The sequence below is a fragment of the Pontibacter flavimaris genome (assembly GCF_001907195.1).
In the GTDB taxonomy this organism is placed as follows: Bacteria; Bacteroidota; Bacteroidia; order Cytophagales; family Hymenobacteraceae; genus Pontibacter; species Pontibacter flavimaris.
Genome location: NZ_LVWA01000005.1, coordinates 344,133 through 360,980, shown reverse-complemented (window position 1 = coordinate 360,980; position 16,848 = coordinate 344,133). Strand labels below are relative to the sequence as shown.

Genomic DNA, 16,848 nt, shown 5'->3' with positions numbered 1-16,848 from the left:
TCTAGCTAACAGGTTACTATTGTTTCTGTGCCCACCACAGCGGCGTTGACACCGCATCCGGCCCATCTAGGAACCCAACCGCCTGCTGATAGCCAGCTGGGTTGGCATTCTGCAGACTAGACGGGTACTTGAGTCGCTGCGGGAAGAACTCCACTCTGCTATCCATGTAGTTAGAAGAGGTAAGCGCCGGCAGATCCGGAATCGGGTTCTCCACGGCGGGGTTCTCAAAGAACGGCAGGCCCAGCCTCCTGTGGTCGCTCCAGGCCTCCAGCGGCAACCACGGGAACTGCGCGATATACTTCTGCGTGATGATCTTTGTCAGGAGGTCATTCTTCACCGCCCCATCCTTGTACAACCCGTTATCAGGGTACTTTATGGTAGCCGCGCCGTTCTGGCCGGTGTAGCCGTTCTCATACTCCATCGTGTAAGTGGCGGGCGGCTCTGCGGTGTGGCCCCAGCTTACGGAAGTACCGTTTCTGTTATACTCCTCCGAGCTCAGGTAATCTTCCATAGGTACGTTCCAGTACTCAAAACTGCGGATGATGCCTGCTTCGTAGGCTTCCTGGGCACCCATTGGGGAGCTCCAGCCACGCAGTGCACCTTCGGCCAACAGGAAGTAGGTCTCCCAGGGGGCAAAGAATACACGCTCGCTCTGGCTGCCTCTAAACTCCTGCGACATGCGCGGCACTGTGCCGGAGAAGTAGTAGGACACCTTGTTTTTAGCTCCTTTCGCTCCCCACTCGCCGTTAATGCCTGGGTTCCAGGTATAGGCTGCGTCTATTTCTTTTACAACGTTGCCAGCGGCATCAACCAGGTTACGCTTAGTAGTTCTGGCGCTGGTTGTCCAGGACGGGTAAAAGCTGAAATCAGGGTTAGAAAAATCGCCGGGAAGCGCAAAAGCCTCATAGGCACGGGGGTCTATGGCGTTAGGCAATCCATTGAACCAGTAGCCTGCGGAAGGGTTGTTGGTTTTAGTAGCGAAGTGGTCCTCAAACTTCTGTCCCATCCAGTTGGCGGGCTTCACAAATTCATGGTATGATGCCGGCAGTTGGCTCTCCGTTTCGATGCCGCCCAGGTTAAAGTAGGTGTTAAACAGGGTTTCCGACAGAAACTGCGGGTTCCACTCACGGCTCATCACGCCGGACAGGGCGTCCCAGCCCGGTTTTTCCTTTACCTTAAAGGTCTCGTCCAGTGCCATGATCAGCTCACCTTTGGCGGCATCCTCAAACTCGGCCTGCGCCTTGGAGGGATCTACCTCCGACAGGCGCATGGCCAGGCGCAAGCGCAGGGAGTTGGCATACTTTTTCCACTTCAGGTAGTCGTAGCCGTATGCCGGATCCTGCTTATCCAGGCTCTGGGGGTTCTCCACCGTCAGGTCCAGTTTTGCCTGCGCGTCCTTCAGTTCATCCAGCGCAAAGTAGTACACCGTTTTCACATCCGAGAACTCCGGGTTTTCTCCCTGGAACGCGTTGACAGGAATAGGGCCGAAGTTGTCAGACATCTCGCTCATCAGGTAAGCTCTCCAGATGCGAGCTACCTGCAGCAGGTTACCTGTATAAGCCTTTGCGGTGCCTTTCTCCAATTGTAGGTTGGCTATCTCGATGGCCGTGTTGGCTGCGTTCAGCCAGCTTGCCACCTGGTTGTAGTAGGCTGTTGTCCAGCCGTCGTCGTGGTAGCCTGCGGAGAAGCCTTCATCTTCCTGGTAGTGGGCCGCGGTTTTCCAGTATAGCACAAACGAGCGCTCGGCTACGTCCGGATTCATTTGGGCGCTGACAATGGAGTTGTTGATAAAGTACTCTGTCTGCACCTGATCCTCGTTTGCCGCCACCGGGTCCACGTTGATCTCTTCGAACTTCTCACATGAGGTCAGCAACAGGCCTGTTGCCATCAGCACACATGATTTCTTCAGTATATTCTTCATTTCAGTAATGCAGTTAAAATTTAGAAGCCCAGCGTTAAGTTAAAGAGGATAGAGCGCGTAGTAGGGATACTGGCGTTCTCAAATCCAGTGGCGTTAGAGCCTGTCGCAAAAACAGATTCAGGGTCCAGGCCTTTCATGTGGCTGGAGATCAGCCACACGTTGGTAGCCGTTACTCCGATTCTGGCTCTCTGCAGCGGCGTTTTAGACAGTAGGCTGCCTGGTAGCGCGTAGCTCAGCTGCACGTTGCGCAGGCGAACGTTGGTGGCATCGTACAGGTTAGCCTCTGTGATACCGAGGTTACCCACGCCTGCCACAGCGTTCCAGTAGAGTTGCGGCGTAACTTCTGTCGTGTTCACGGCAAACTGCCCTGTTGCGGGATCCTCCACCACGCCTTCCACCACAAAGCTCTCTCTGCCTCCGTTTCTTACCGTGTTGGCAGCTGTGCCGGTCTCCTGCATAGCCGCCAAGGTAGCCGAGAAGATCTCACCGCCAAAGCGGCCATCTACCAGGAAGGAAAACGAAAGGCCTTTGTAGCTGAACGTGTTGCCTATGCCCAGAAGCGCATCGGCCTGCTGATCGCCCAGTTTCACGCTTTGCTCGCCTACCTGCGGCAGGCCCGCTTCGTTGAGTAAGAGCTGTCCGTTGTAAGGGCTCTCAGAATCCTCTACCCGCTTAAAGGTGCTGCCATAGATTTCACCGTAGTTGCCGCCCACTTCTGCATACACCTGCACATTGTCGAAGCCACCCAGCTGATATAGTTCTATATCCTGGTACAGGTCTTCAATGGTGTTTCGGTTTCTGGAGAAGTTGCCGTAGATGTTCCAGTTAAAGCCGTTCGGGTTGCGGATCACGTCTGCATCCACCATCAGCTCCACGCCCTTGTTTTGAATGTCGCCTGCGTTGATCTTTCTACTGTTATACCCACTCAGCGGGTCCATTGGCAGGTTAATCAGCTGGTTGGTAGCGTTAGACTTGTACCAGGCCAGGTCGAAACCGATACGGCCATCGAAGAAGCGCATTTCCAGACCAGCCTCATACCCCTTCACCAGTTCACTCTTCAGGTCGGGGTTATAGAGCACGGGGTTGCGGCCGGCAGTAGTATTTCCGTTAGGATCTTTCCCGATCCAGTAGGTATTGTACAGCTCGTAGGCCTCCAGGCTGTTACCTACCTCCGCATAAGAAGCTCTCAATTTACCGTAGCTCAGCCAAGACGGAAGCGTGGCACCAGTAGTTTCCAGCATATCTGTGAACACATAGGATGCGCTCACAGAAGGATAGAAGTAGGAGCGATTGGCCTTGCTCAGAGTAGAAGACCAGTCGTTCCGGAAAGTAGCGTCGAGGAACAGGTAGCCATCCCAGTTAAACCCTACCGAACCGTACACAGAATTGATCCTTTTCTCCCGTAAGGACTGCCCAACGCTAGGGTTGGATACGCCGTTGTTCAGAGAGAACAGGTTAGGCACTACCAGCTCGCCGGAGCTGCTGTTAATAGAGCTGAACTTCTGCGACATCAGGTTACCGCCCAGGGTAAGGGCACCTCCCAGTTTGCCGATCACGTTGTCTTTCTGGGCGGTGAGCAGGGTGCTGTAGTTAGTTTCAGTAAAGTTCTGCTTGCCCAGGCTGTATCTGCCGCCTGCTGCCTGGGGGCTGCCGCCGTATAACTTGCTCTCTGTGTTGGTGAAGTACATATCAGCGCCACCCCTGATCTCGGCACTCAGCCAGTCAGTGAAGGCATACTTCACAGAGCCGTTCATGAGGAACCGGTCGCGTATATCCTGGTTCAGGTTATACTTGCTGTTCCAGTAGGGGTTCATCTGGTTTCCTCCTCCGTACCAGATCATATTTCCCTGTTCGTTCACCGACGGGTTAAACTCGCGGATATCAAGTGAGCGGGGCAGCATGTACAGGGTAGCAAAGGAGTTGTTGGCATTGGTGCCGCCAACCGGCCTGTTCTCTGCGTTAGATTCGATATATTGAATCTTGGTATCCGTTGTCCACTTTTCACCTTCTCCGAAATTACTTACAGCCCTCGCCGTTAAACTGTTGCGGGTCAGTTTTACCCCGGGCACCACGCCCTCGTTGTCGAAGCGATTGAAGGAAGTATAGACAGAGGTAGATTTAAACTGCTGCTGGAACGATACGTTCTGGCTGGAGTGCAAGCCCCTACTAGCAAAGTTTCCGATGTTGTCGTAGGTGCGCAGGGGCACGCTCTCCCCTTTCCAGTCCACTACTGTCTGTCCTTCGGCTCTAGGGCCCCAGCTAAGCCCTGACTGCTCACTGTAGCTGCCTTCCGTGCCTTGGCCAAACGCGTCCTGTATCTCCGGATGGGTAAAGGGCTCGTCGTAGCCGATAGTGGAAGAAATAGTGATGCCCAGCCCTTCCTGTGCCTTGCCGGTTTTGGTCGTGATCAGGATAACGCCGTTACCTGCTCTTGAGCCATACAGCGCTGCGGCAGCAGGGCCCTTCAGTACGGAGATACTGGCAATATCCTCTGCGTTGATATCAGACAGGCCGTTGCCCATATCCAGACCCGGGTTCCAGAAGTCGTTGTTCGTTCTTCCGGCAGTGTTGTCGATGGGCACTCCGTCCACCACGATCAGCGGCTGGTTATCGCCTACCAGAGAGTTGTTTCCGCGAAGTATGATCTTGGAAGAGCCTGCGGGTCCGTTGCTGGAGCGCGTAATCTGCAGGCCGGCAACCTTACCGGAGAGCGCATTGGTAACGTTGGCCTCGCGGGCCTCTACCAGGCTTTCGCCTCCCACTTCCTGCATGGCGTAGCCCAACGATTTCTTTTCCCGCTCGATGCCCAGTGCTGTTACTACTACCTCGCTTAGCTGGCTGCTGCTGCTGCCCAAGGTTACTTCAATCGTGTTGCTGGTACCAACACTTACTTCCTTGGAGTCAAAACCCAGCGAGTTTACCACCAGAACAGCCCCTTCATCCACAGATAGGCTGAATGTGCCGTCGTCACCGGTGGTTGTTCCGGTCGTAGTTCCCTTTACCTGTACCGACGCGTAAGGCAAGGGGGTTCCCTTGTCATCTTTCACTGTGCCAGTGATGGTTCGTTTCTGCTGCGCAAACGCCAATCCTGTAACCAAGCACAGGAGCAAACAAAGCACGAACTGCTTAGTAATCAAATTCCTCATAGAAAACAGTTTTGATTGTGAAAATTTTATACCCATTGCATGTAATTCAAGGTCAGTACCGGGCTAAACTCCCTGATGCTGGCCTACCGTTTTGCTTTTCCCCAGGCTTAAGGTGTCGTAGTGTTCCATCACCAGCGCCGCCGCGCCAATGATCTCTGCCTCGTACCCAAATGTTGATACTTTGATTTCCATGTCTTCGGCGATTTTAGGAATACAGTGCTCGTTGATCGCCTGTTGGAGTGGGGCCATCCAGAGCTTACCGGCCACAGATCCCCTGCCACTGAGCACGATCAGCTCCGGGTTAAGGAGATGTATCAGCGTGGCCACGCCCCTGCCTATGTTATAAGCCGTATCTGAGAATAGCTCGATGGCGAAGCGGTCTCCTTTCAGCGCTGCCTCCATAATAGCGTTAGAGGTTGCTTCCATATCAACCAGCGTAAGCCCCTGCAGCATCGAGGCCCGGCCCGACTTAAGCCCCTCAACCGCCCGCTCCGCTACCACCACCAGGGAGGTCTCGGTCTCGAGGCAGCCGCTCTTGCCGCAGCTGCACATCTTGTCGTTCATAAAGATGGGGATATGGCTGAACTCGCCTGCAAACCCGTTGTGCCCCCTAAACAGGGCCCCGTTCAGCACCATCCCCAGTCCAATGCCCCAGCCGATGCTCAGCACCATGACGTTCTGCCTGTCTTTGGCAGTGCCTAATTTATGCTCAGCCAGGGCCACCAGACTAGAGTCGTTGTCAATCACAACCGGAAGCTTGATTTCAGACTCCAGGTACGTGACCAGGCTGAACTGCCCGTTATTCAGAAATGAGTGATTGACTCCTTTTATAACATCCACAAATCCCGGCATACCGATACCAACGCCAATAATCTTGTCAGCAGGAACGCCTGTCTGCGCTATAAATTGTGTGAGATGACGGGCCAGTTGCTGCAGGGCATCGGGATTATCTGCCAATGGCAATTCCACCTTATGTACCTCTCCAATGTAGTTATTGTGCATGTCCAGCAGGGCGATGCGGGTAATGAGCTGATCCATCGCAACAGACACCACATACATTAAATCCGGCCTCAGCGAGTACATCTGCGGTCGCCTGCCACCGGTGGAGAGGGCATAGCCTGTCTCGACCACCGTTCCCTCGTTAACCAGCTCGCCCAGCAAGCGGGCAGTAAGAGGGACACTCTTACCTGTGAGGGTGCTGAGGTCAGCACACGACAGGTCACCGGCAAAGTATAAATGCTTTGCGATGTTCCTTTTATAAGCAACCTGTTTGCCAAACATCAGATGGAATATGGTGAATTTGGGACCTTCTTTACGAAATTGTTACCAAAGTAGGTTGACTTTATTTAATATAAAAATACTTTAGAGAAAATTTTAAGAAGTACTGCCTACTTTGAGTAATTAATCACCCTTGTAGTTTATCAGGAAAATTTGTACTTAAATAAGCCTAACGTCTGGTGTACACGCACACGCAACCGCTAAAACAAGAGAAAACACAGAGAGGAAATCTGACAATTAGGCAAAAAAAATATTTTGAGGAAGGAGGTGGCCATGATGTGGTGGGAAGGCCTGAAAAAAAAAACCGCCTGCAAGACGGGGTGCTTGCAGGCGGCGGTGTTTGATGTGTGGTTTGTCGGGAATTACTCTTTGAGACGGATGCGCTTTTTAAATTTCTCCTCCCCGTCCACATATACTTTCAGGTAAAAGCGGCCCTTCGGGTGCTGGCTCAGGTCGTAGGAAAACACGCCCTCCTTTAGCTGCTCATACTTTTTCTCTAGCACTACCTCGTCGCCCGGGTCCGTCACGATCTGCACGACCACGTCGTGCGGCAGGTTGGCGTAATAATCGAAGGTGGTGGAGTCGTTTGTGCGGGTTGGGTAGAGGCCGAAAGAGGTTTGGTCCGTAACAGGAGCCACCGGCGTGCCCACCTCAAAGGCATAGCGCACCGAAGAGCCGAAGTCAGACTCGAAATCCTGCAGCATGGCGCCATCCTGGTTCAGCAGGCGTACCTTGCCCCTGCCGCCGCGCGGGTTGGCCCAGAACTCCAGCCCGTTTCCGCCGCTATCCTGAAGTATAAACTCATACTTGCCAATAGTCAATTGCACTGTGTCGCGGTACAGGGTATTTGCCTTCAGGGACCCGGCGGCTCGTTCGCTCAGCACTTTACCTTTGCTGTCCTGCAGCACATAGCTGTTCTGCTCCGGCTGGTTGTTCGTCATCAGGTACACGATCACCGTGCCCCCATGCCGTGGCACCGCCTCAAAAGTGCTATTCATTTTATTGTCGGCCGCATATTTGTCCTTTTTACCGTTTGGCCGCTGCAGCTCCACCTCAAAGGTGTTCTGCCCTGGGTTGCTCTCGATCTCGCCGGGCAGGGCGATAATCGTATAGCCTGACGGCTGCAGGTTGCCGGTCCAGTTATACTTCTTTTTAGAGAAGCCCTTGGTGCCGTAACTGATTTGCATACTTGTAAGCGGCGCTGCGCCCATGTTACGCACCACGATTTGCGGCTGCACGTTGGCCGGGTTCTGGCGACGGTGCGCGTCCTTCAGGGATGGGCGGATGATGTCGGTGATGGCCACGTCGTTTTTGGCGGCAGGCTTTTTATACTGGATGAGGTAGGCCGTGATGTATTCGTCAGCGCTCGGATCCGAGGAAGTATAAGCCTCCATGTTGATGTCCACGGCATGCTGCGTTCCGGGCTTCACGGGCAGGTCGAACAGGTCGGGTTGCATCAGATCGCCGGGGCACCAGTCAGCACGGTCGAACACCCAGGTGCCGGCCTGTGGGTAAAGCGGATTCTCGCCGCACTTTTTCCAGATGTCTCTTCTGTCGATGAGTTTCTCGTCGAAGTATACTTCCCGGAACTTACTGCAGAACTCTGCGCAGTTGTCGGGCTTGTCCATGCCGTGACCGGTCTGCACCACGCGCAGGCGGGCGAAAGCGGCATTTTTATCCGCCGTAAACGTGGTCGGCTTCAGTGCGTTCTCGATCGGGTTGGCCGGGTCGCCGTAGCGGTAGGCGCCGTCGTAGATTTTCTGTATCGAGATAGGCTCCCAGGCCGGTTTGCCCTTCACGACCTCGAAGTCCATTGTCACGGTCCAGCCGCGGTCCTCATTCGGTTCCCAGCCGGTGTGGTTATACTCTATCTCCACGCTATCGCGCAGCAGCAGGCTGAAGTCGGTAATGTCCACTTCCCAGTCGAAAGTCCATTCTTTGCCAAAAGCCCCGCCATAAGGCGTCAGCATGCGGCCAATCTCGATGTCCTGCGACTCGCCTTTCACGCCACCTGTGCGGCGGATGGTGATGTGGTCTTTGTAGTCCCAATCTGCGCAGCGCATACCATCAGGACAGCCAAGGCGCAGCTTCAGCTTTATACTTCGGATATCCTCGACTTTGGATGGGAACACGCCCCAGGCCTTGTAGTAATTATTGCCCTGGCTAGGGTCAGTTACTACCGTCAAGCGGTTGTGCGTCACCACGTTCAGGGTATCGGAGGCGTGGGTTTGTAAGGCGACGAGGGAGAGGATGGCCGCCAGGGTGTAGCGCCATACGTTGCGGGTAAGTTTATACTTCATTTTCAGGGTGTTTATATTTTGCTTTTGTTGTTAGTTGATTTTACTGGCGCATACTTGCTTTTAAGTATGATATAGAGTCTGTGCTTATCTGACTTGAAAAGTCATACTTTATACTTCGCCTATACTTTTATACTTCAGTTTATACTTTTTATACTTCCATAGCTGCTGCTGGCGCAAGCTGAAAGTCCCGGAGCATTTCGGGGCGTCCGCTTGTGGCTTTTTATACTTCAGTTCATACTTTCATAGCTGCTGCTGGCGCAAGCTGAAAGTCCCGGAGCATTTCGGGGCGTCCGCTTGTGCCTTTTATACTTGCTGTTCCAAACATCCTTGTCCGGAACCAAAGCTGCTGCGGATTTCCTAATCCGCGTAGGCCATACTTTATACTTTGGCTATACTTCCCATAGCCGCCGCTTCCTGCAATTTGACACAAGCTATACTTTCTAGCCCCCGTTCATCCACGGTTTTACAACCTGCTCGTTTCATTTCTGACTTTGGCTCTCTCAAGCCCGAGAGGGCTCGCCTTCGGGCATCGCGCTGTGTTCCCTCCTGCGCCAGGGCGCTGCCACTATCGTGGCACCGGATCTCACAAGGCGCTCAACCCAAAGGCTGGGTATCAATTCGATAGCCACTGCTATGCAACTTAAACCGAACTCCCTCCCCTGTTTTTAGGGGAGGGGTGGGGTGGGGTGAAGCAGAGGGACCAGGGATGGTTAGATTCGGCACTGCAAAGCCTCCTCTGTCTGAGGTCTTATGTCCTTTGTCTCAAAATCCCCTCTTCCCTGCACGCCAGCTCGTAACGCTTTACTTATACTGAAAAACATTGTAAGGCCGGGAAACGCCCTGTAGCCTCAGCACCACCACCCCGTGCGCCGGAACGTTAAAATTAACTTCTTTCGCTGTAGAAACTGCAAAATCTTTTTCCGCCCACAGGTCGCGCATCGTATAGCCTTTGGCGGCGTCCAGACCCACAGCATCCGGGTGGAAGGTAATAGATGCCGTTTTATCCGATCGGTTGAGCAGCGCCACGGCTACCTGCCCGCTCATGGTGGTCTGCAGGGGCTTGGCCCATACTTCCAGGTCGCCTTTGTCCACCAGCCGGCGGGCCTGGTACACCAACTTGTCCTGGTTGATGGCGATCAGTTCTTTATTCGTCAGGATGCTGATCGTCTCCGGGCTCATCTGGCGCAGGTCGTTGCCGGCCAGCAGCGGGGAGCTCATCATGCACCACATCGAAAAGTGCGTTTTGTCTTCTTCGTAGCTCATGCCCCGCCCTACCTGCAGCATGTCCATGTCGTTTACATGGCCGGGGGAGGCATGCCTCCATAACTCCGCATTCAGGTCCACGATGTGCATCACCGAAGCAAATGTATTGTCAATGTCTCCGGAAATACGCCAGGAGTCTGCCAGCGGCACCACCCACTCGCCCGGAAACTTCCAGCGGCAGACATTATACACCACATCCGGCCGAATCTGGCGGATTAGGTTTCCGATCTGCGTATAGCGGGTCTGCTCGTCCAGCCCCAGCCAATCGCCGCCGCACCAGTCCACTTTAATAAAGTCGTAGTTCCACTCCTGCAGCATCAACTGTAAATCTTGCGCGTCGTGCCCGTACAGCCCCATGCCCACGCCCACCGTGTCTTTGTCCCAGTAGGAGGCGCAGGTGTTGATGCCGGCATCCGAGTAGATTCCCGCTTTCAATCCTTTGGAGTGGATGTAGTCGCTCAGGGCGCGCATGCCGCTTGGGAACCGTTCCGGATGGGCCACGATCGTTCCAGTTTCGTCGCGTCCGCCAAAGAAGCCGTCATCGATGTTGACGTAAGTATAACCCGCCTCCTGCATCCCCGACGAGACCATGAAATCGGCCTGCGCCCTGATGATGTCTTCGCTGATGTTGGCCCGGAAGTTATTCCAGCTCGACCAACCCATGATGGGCGTTTTGGGGCGCTCTGCTACCGTATCAGTTTTGCCAGCCGCTGGTGCAGAGCTGGTAACAGTGCTGTTCGGCTGGCTTCGGCAGGAGAGCAGCGCAAGAAACAAAAGGCAAGGGATGAGTTTTTTGAACATAGCGTGTGTCTTCCTAAAAGTATACTCCTCTCCCACTGCCGAAACGCCCTGGTTTATACTTTTTATACTTTGATCCAGGTACTTAAGCACAAACGAAGCGGCCACAGGTATCCCTATGTGCCGCTTCGCTAAAAATCAATCAAAACTACTTTTTCACCGGCACGATGCGGTATTCGTAGTAGTATGGCCTGTTGAGGAACAGTTTATACTTGTCCAGCGGAAGCAGGCCCCAGCTGTTGTTGCCTCCCACGCCAAGCTGCTGCAGGTCCACGTGCAGGTGGATGTTTTTATCCGGCTCCAGCGAACCCGAGTGCGTCTGGTGCTTGTCGAAGCCAGGGAACAGCTGGTCCGGGCTGTAGGGCAGGGCGCTTACGTTCAGCAGCGTATCGATGTGCTGGATGATGATGCCCGAGCCGTCTTTACGGCTGATCTTGGCCCAACGCACATCACTCTTGTTTCCGCTCTCCTGCGGACGCACGTACGGGTGATACTGCTCGGCAATACTGCCTTTGTACTGACCAACTAAAGCAGCGGTCTTTCTGTCCCAGTAGCTCTCCCACGGACCGCGGCCGTACCATTCTATGTTTTTAAAGTCAGTCGGCAGCGTCATGTGGTTGCCTACTTTAAAGGTCATCATCTTCAGCTCCTTCAGCGGCTGCACGTTGTTTTTCACCGTCAGGACACCATTGCCGTCGGCGATGATGGTTTGCTCATACTTCAAGCCGCCGTCCAGCAGTTCCTTCTCAATGTTTACCTGTACCTGCCCGTCGGCCAGCGTTTCTACGTTCACCTTTTTCACCACGGCCTTGTCGTCGGCGTCCTTCAGCGCGCGCAGGCGCTTCTGCAGGTTGGCTCCGAAATCGTTGTCGGTGCCGGGGCGCCAGAAGTTGATGCGCGGGCCACTCTCCAAAATCGTCTTCCCATTGGCTTTGTAGGAAGTGATGTTTCCGGTTTTCTTATCCACCGTCAGGCTGAAGCGCTTGTTCGCGAGTTCAATGGCCGAGGCTCCGTCTGTTACGTTTATCTTGTCGCTGCTCGCAGCATAGGCTGGCGACACAGGCTTGCTCAGGGCGAATTCCTCAAAGGCCAACTCAGTACCTGCCTTCAGCACGCCCTCATCGTTTTTAAGCACAGCCTTAACCTGTAGGTAATATTCATTGGCCGTATCGGCTTTGATGGCCTCGTCCGGCAGGGTAAGTCTAACGGATTGCCCCGGCTGCACGGTGAGCTCATCAATTGTACCGGATTTCACTTCTTTGCCATCGCGCAGCAGCGTCCAGTTCAGTTTAAAGTTATCCAGGGTGCGGAAGAAGTACTTGCTGCGCACGCCCAGCTGGTTTCTGTTCAGCGTGAAAGCGATCTCCTGGTATACTTTGCGTACCTCGTAAGAGTGCGGGTGGAAGGTACGATCCGCGCCGATCACGCCGTTAATCAGGAAGTTATTATCACTTGGCGTATCTTTATCGCCCCAGTCGCCGCCGTAGCCCAGGATCTTCTTGCCGTCCTTCATGCGGTACACGCCCTGGTCTACCCAGTCCCAGATAAAGCCGCCCTGCAGCACAGGGTACGTTTCGAAAATATCCCAATACTCCTTAAAGTTGCCGATGCTATTGCCCATGGCGTGCGCGTACTCGCAAAGCAAGTATGGCTGGGTCGGGTTGCTTTGGGCGTACGCTACTACCTCCTCCGGCGTGCGGTACATTTTAGAGTAGATGTCGGTGTTCCAGTCGCCGGAGGCCAGCTCGTAGTGCACCGGCAGCGACGGGTCCAGGCTCTTGGCCAGTTCGTAGCCACGGTAGAAGTTCCAGCCATTGCCCGCTTCGTTGCCCAGGCTCCAGGAGAAAATACTCGGGTGATTGCGGTCGCGGCGGATCATGCGGCCGATGCGCGTCAGGTGCGCCAGCTCCCACTCCGGCGCGTTGGCCAGTGTGCGGCCCAGATCGTAGTGCATGCCATGCGACTCCACATTGGCCTCGTCCATCACATAGAGGCCGTATATATCGCAAAGCTCATAGAAGTAGGAGTCGTTCGGATAGTGGCTGGTGCGCACGGCGTTCACGTTCAGCTGCTTCATCAGCTTCACTTCCTCCAGCATGGCCTCGCGGCTCACTACCTGCCCCGTTTCCGGGTGCGTCTCGTGGCGGTTCACACCCTTAAACATCACCGGCTTGCCGTTTACCAGTATCTGCGTGTTCTTGATCTCTACCGTTCGGAAGCCCATTTTGCGGCTGATCACCTCCTGCACCTTGCCGTCACCGTCGTAGAGGGCGATTTCCAGGCGATAAAGATTCGGCGTTTCGGCGCTCCAGGCCTTGGCGTTAGCAACATTGGCGTTAAAGCGAAGCTCGGTTTTACCCTGCTTCATTTTCAGGCCCCAGGTGTTTTGCTGGGCGCTCCATACTTTTCTGCCGTCGGCATCGTACAGGGCGGCGTTCACTTTATACTTCTCCTGGTTCTCGTCGGTGTTGTTCCAGGCCGTTACGTGCAGGTTCATCACGCCGTCGCGGTAGCCGTTGGCCAGAGACACATTGGTTACGTAGTCGTAGAAATGCACCTTCGGGCGGGCATAAAGGTAAGTGTCTCTGCTGATGCCCGACACGCGCCACATGTCCTGCGCCTCCAGGTAGCTGCCGTCGTTCCAGCGGCGCACCTCCAGGGCAATCAGGTTCTGGCCCGGCTGCACGTACGGCGTAATGTCGAACTCCGACTCCAACTTGCTATCCTTGCCCAGGCCCACATACTTGCCATTCACATAAAGCTTGAAGGCTGATTTCACAGCGCCCAGGTGGATGAACACGCGCTGGTCTTCCCAGTTGGCAGGCAGGGTGATCGTCCGGCGGTAAGCACCGGCTGGCTGGTCGATGTTATCCGGAATGTCCGGCGGCCGCGGGTTGGTCATATTGAACTCGTAGAACGGGTTCACATAAATCGGCACGCCATAGCCATTAAACTCCCAGTTGGCCGGCACCGGAAACTCTTTCCAGCTTTTATCACTGAAGTTGGTGGCATAGAAATCCTGCGGCAGCTGCTTGTAATTCTCCACCCAGTGGAATTTCCACATGCCGTTTAGGGACATAAAGCGGGAGGACTTGGCCTTGTCGCCGGCAGCGGCTTTGGCTGCATCCTCAAACGGAAAGTAAGAGGCCCGCATCGGCAGGCGGTTTTCTTCCTGTATCGCAGGATTCTCAAATACAGGGTCGAGGTAAGGTTTCTGGGCAAGCGCCGGGAAAAAGCCTACTGCCAGGAAGCAGATAAGCGGTAAGAGTTTATTCATGATATAAGTAAATAGGATCGTGTTGCGTTTTGATTCTGGCTCCCCTAAAAGGGCCTGCTCATACTTCGTGAAAGTATGGGTTTTGGTGCGGACAGGGAATTTATACTTTCCTCTTCCTTGCCGGCGAAACCCGGCATCGTGCCGCTGGTCTTCCTAACGAGGACGTGGACCGGCGGCAGCACATTGGCTTACGAAGTAGAAAATTACGCAATGTTTTCGTAAACGCAAATCATGCAGATGTAATCGGGCACTAAAGAAGCCACCTCGCCTCCCTTTGCTGAAACTATCGGGAGGCGTGGTGGCTTTATACTTTTATCTATGGGTATGCTGCTGCTACTTCTTCCACTTCACCACCGTGAACACGATCTGCTGGTAGCCGTTTTTCTCGTACAGCACGCCGATCTCCTTCTTCCCGATATTCACCAGGTCAGAGTAGGCCGCGTGGTCTTTTTCATTGTCCGGGCTCTTGGCGATCACATGCTGCTCAGGCCAGGTCTTGCCCTCGTCGTAGCTGATGCGCAGGGTCAGGTTATCACGACGCTTCGTGTCGGCGGCATTGCAGAAGGCAAGTATGGCTTTCCCTTTCTTTTTGCCGATCCGAAGTATGCTTCCCTGGTTTACCGGGTCCGGCAGTTGCTGGTCGAAGTAGGTGGTATCCCAGGTGGCGCCGCCGTCGCTGCTGATGCTGATGATGCGGGCGCGCACATCGCCCTGCTGGTTGCGAATGTTCATCATCAGCTTGTCGTTTGTCAGCTCCACGGCCATTGCCTCGTTGCTGCCCGGCTCTGGCACCGTCTCGCTTATCTTAAATGTCTTGCCGTGGTCGTCGGTGTAAAAGCCATGGGCAAAGTAATCCTCGGCCGTGTTTTTCGGATTGCCCTCGGAGTGGTTGGCGGCTACATAGAGGCGGCCTTTATACTTGCCGTTGGCGAACTGAATGGCATGGCCGGGCGTGTTGGCATAGGACCGCCAGTCCTCCCGGAAAGTATAGGCTGCGTTGGCAGAAGGCATGTTGGGGCGGTGCACCTGCGTGGTGATGTTTACCGGCTCCGACCAGGTCTGCCCGTTGTCAGTGGAGGTGATGTACCATACTTCGCGGTAGCCTTTGGCGCTTCGTACGTCATACTCGTGCGCGTTGCCCGTGTTGTAGAACAGGAAGATTCTGCCTTTCGGATAGACCGGGTCTGTCAGGTCCACCACCGGGGCCAGGTTACCGGCCTGCAGCGTGTCATAATCCACCACGGTCTGCAGCGCCGACCAGGTTTTGCCCTTGTCCGGGCTGCGCTTCATCACGATGTTCACATCGCCAAAATCGGCGGCGCCATGCACCCTGCCCTCCGCAAAGGCCAGTATGTCGCCGTTGGGCAGGTCGATAATAGCCGGAATTCGGTAGGATTTATGCCCTTCTTGGCCGGAGATGAATACCGGAACGTCGGTAGTTTGGGCTTGCGTGAGAAGCGTGGTGCAAAAAAGGGTGATGGTAAGTAAAAAACGAAACATGAGGTATAAAAAATTTAGGAGTTTAGGTTTAAAGCGCTTGGGAGTTAAAAAGTTTAGCCGTTGTCAAGACGCAGTTACTTGTACCCTGATAGTTAGAAAGTTAAAAAGCTAGAAGGTTAGAAAGTTGAGATCTTGGTATGTTTAATTCACACATTCACTCAATCACTCATTCAAAATTTAAAGAAACGCTTCCAGCGCCTGCCAGCAGTACCATTCCTGGCGCGGCAGGTGGAAGGGGCCTTTGAACAGGTTGCCTTTGCTGCCGTTGGACACGCTGCCGTCGCGGTGCAGGTAGCCGAACCACTCGCCGTTTTGCTTATCGTGGAAGTGGCTGTAGGCGTAGTCGTGGATCTGCTGGTGCCAGTCAGCATACTTTTGGTTGCCCGTCATCAGGAAGGCCAGCAGGGTAGCGATAATGGTCTCGTTTTGCGGCCACCAGAACTTCATGTCGTGCCAGTACTCCTGCACCGGCTTGCCGTACACGTCGCGGAAGTATAAAATGCCGCCGTGCTCTTTGTCCCAGCCGCGCTCCCACATGTAGTCGAGCATGCGGCAGCCGAGGGCTATCAGGTGCGGGTCGTTGTTGCGGTAGCGGGCCTCATGTAGTATAAACCAGGCTCCTTCGATGGCGTGGCCCGGGTTCAGGGTTCTGCCGTCGATGTGGTCGATGATACTGCCGTCAGGCGCCACCTGCTCCATCACGCAGCGGATATCGTCTTTTACAAAGTCCTTTTCAATGTCGGCAATCCATTTGGAGATCCACTCGTCGCAGCGCTCGTCACCGATAGTATCCCGCAGTTGCTGGGCGGTGTTCATCATAATCATCGGCACACCGATGCCTTTGGCCGGGCGCGTGTCGGTGAACTTGGGCTCCAGCAGACCGGGCGTGGTGGCATACTCCAGGCATTTGCCAAATAATCTCCGGGCTTCCTGGGCGATCTCTTTATCACCGCTGGCTTTGGCGTAGGCGGCGAAAGCGATCACGGCAAAGGTCTCGGAGAAGAAGTAGCGGCGCTTGCGGATGGGCTGGCCCTCGCGCGTCACGTGGAAAAACATGCGCCCGTCGGTGTCGAAGCAGTGCTGGCGCAGAAAGTCTATCCCCTTCTTAGCCCCTTCAAGCCACTCCGGTTTTTGCTCCACGGTGTTGTAAAGGGTGGCCAGCAGCCAGGCGGCGCGGCCCTGTATCCACACGGCCTTGTCATCATCCAGCAGGCTCCCGTCCGCATCGCGCATGAACAGGTAGCCACCGTGCTCCTCATCAATGGAGCGCGGAAACCAGAATGGCACCGTATAGCTGAGGAGCTGGTTTTTGTAGAAGTCTCTGTAGTAGTTCAGGTCTTTTGTATGATTCGCTTCCATATCAGG

The 16,848-nt window shown here is 54.5% G+C and carries 8 protein-coding genes; all 8 read right to left on the bottom strand.

The window, feature by feature from the left end; genetic code table 11:
- Window positions 1–16: 16 nt before the first annotated feature.
- Window positions 17–1,921, bottom strand: a complete 1,905-nt coding sequence (locus A3841_RS09935; protein ID WP_073852168.1) for a SusD/RagB family nutrient-binding outer membrane lipoprotein — start codon at window positions 1,919–1,921, stop codon at window positions 17–19.
- Between the two features lie 20 nt (window positions 1,922–1,941).
- Window positions 1,942–5,067 carry a SusC/RagA family TonB-linked outer membrane protein gene (locus A3841_RS09930; RefSeq protein WP_073852167.1) on the bottom strand — a complete coding sequence of 1,042 codons (3,126 nt, stop codon included), beginning with the start codon at window positions 5,065–5,067 and terminating at the stop codon, window positions 1,942–1,944.
- Window positions 5,068–5,130: 63 nt separating this feature from the next.
- Complete coding sequence (locus tag A3841_RS09925; RefSeq protein ID WP_073852166.1) at window positions 5,131–6,348, bottom strand: ROK family protein; 1,218 nt, start codon at window positions 6,346–6,348, stop codon at window positions 5,131–5,133.
- 359 nt (window positions 6,349–6,707) lie between these two features.
- Window positions 6,708–8,645, bottom strand: a complete 1,938-nt coding sequence (locus A3841_RS09920; RefSeq protein WP_073852165.1) for a peptide-N-glycosidase F-related protein — start codon at window positions 8,643–8,645, stop codon at window positions 6,708–6,710.
- A gap of 801 nt (window positions 8,646–9,446) precedes the next feature.
- A complete protein-coding gene (locus A3841_RS09915) occupies window positions 9,447–10,814 on the bottom strand; it encodes a glycoside hydrolase family 27 protein (protein WP_206073075.1) in 1,368 nt (455 codons plus the stop codon).
- 40 nt (window positions 10,815–10,854) lie between these two features.
- A complete protein-coding gene (locus A3841_RS09910; RefSeq protein ID WP_073852164.1) occupies window positions 10,855–13,983 on the bottom strand; it encodes a glycoside hydrolase family 2 TIM barrel-domain containing protein in 3,129 nt (1,042 codons plus the stop codon).
- 333 nt (window positions 13,984–14,316) lie between these two features.
- A complete protein-coding gene (locus A3841_RS09905; RefSeq protein WP_073852163.1) occupies window positions 14,317–15,483 on the bottom strand; it encodes a sialidase family protein in 1,167 nt (388 codons plus the stop codon).
- A gap of 177 nt (window positions 15,484–15,660) precedes the next feature.
- Window positions 15,661–16,842, bottom strand: a complete 1,182-nt coding sequence (locus A3841_RS09900) for an AGE family epimerase/isomerase (protein ID WP_073852162.1) — start codon at window positions 16,840–16,842, stop codon at window positions 15,661–15,663.
- Window positions 16,843–16,848: the final 6 nt, after the last annotated feature.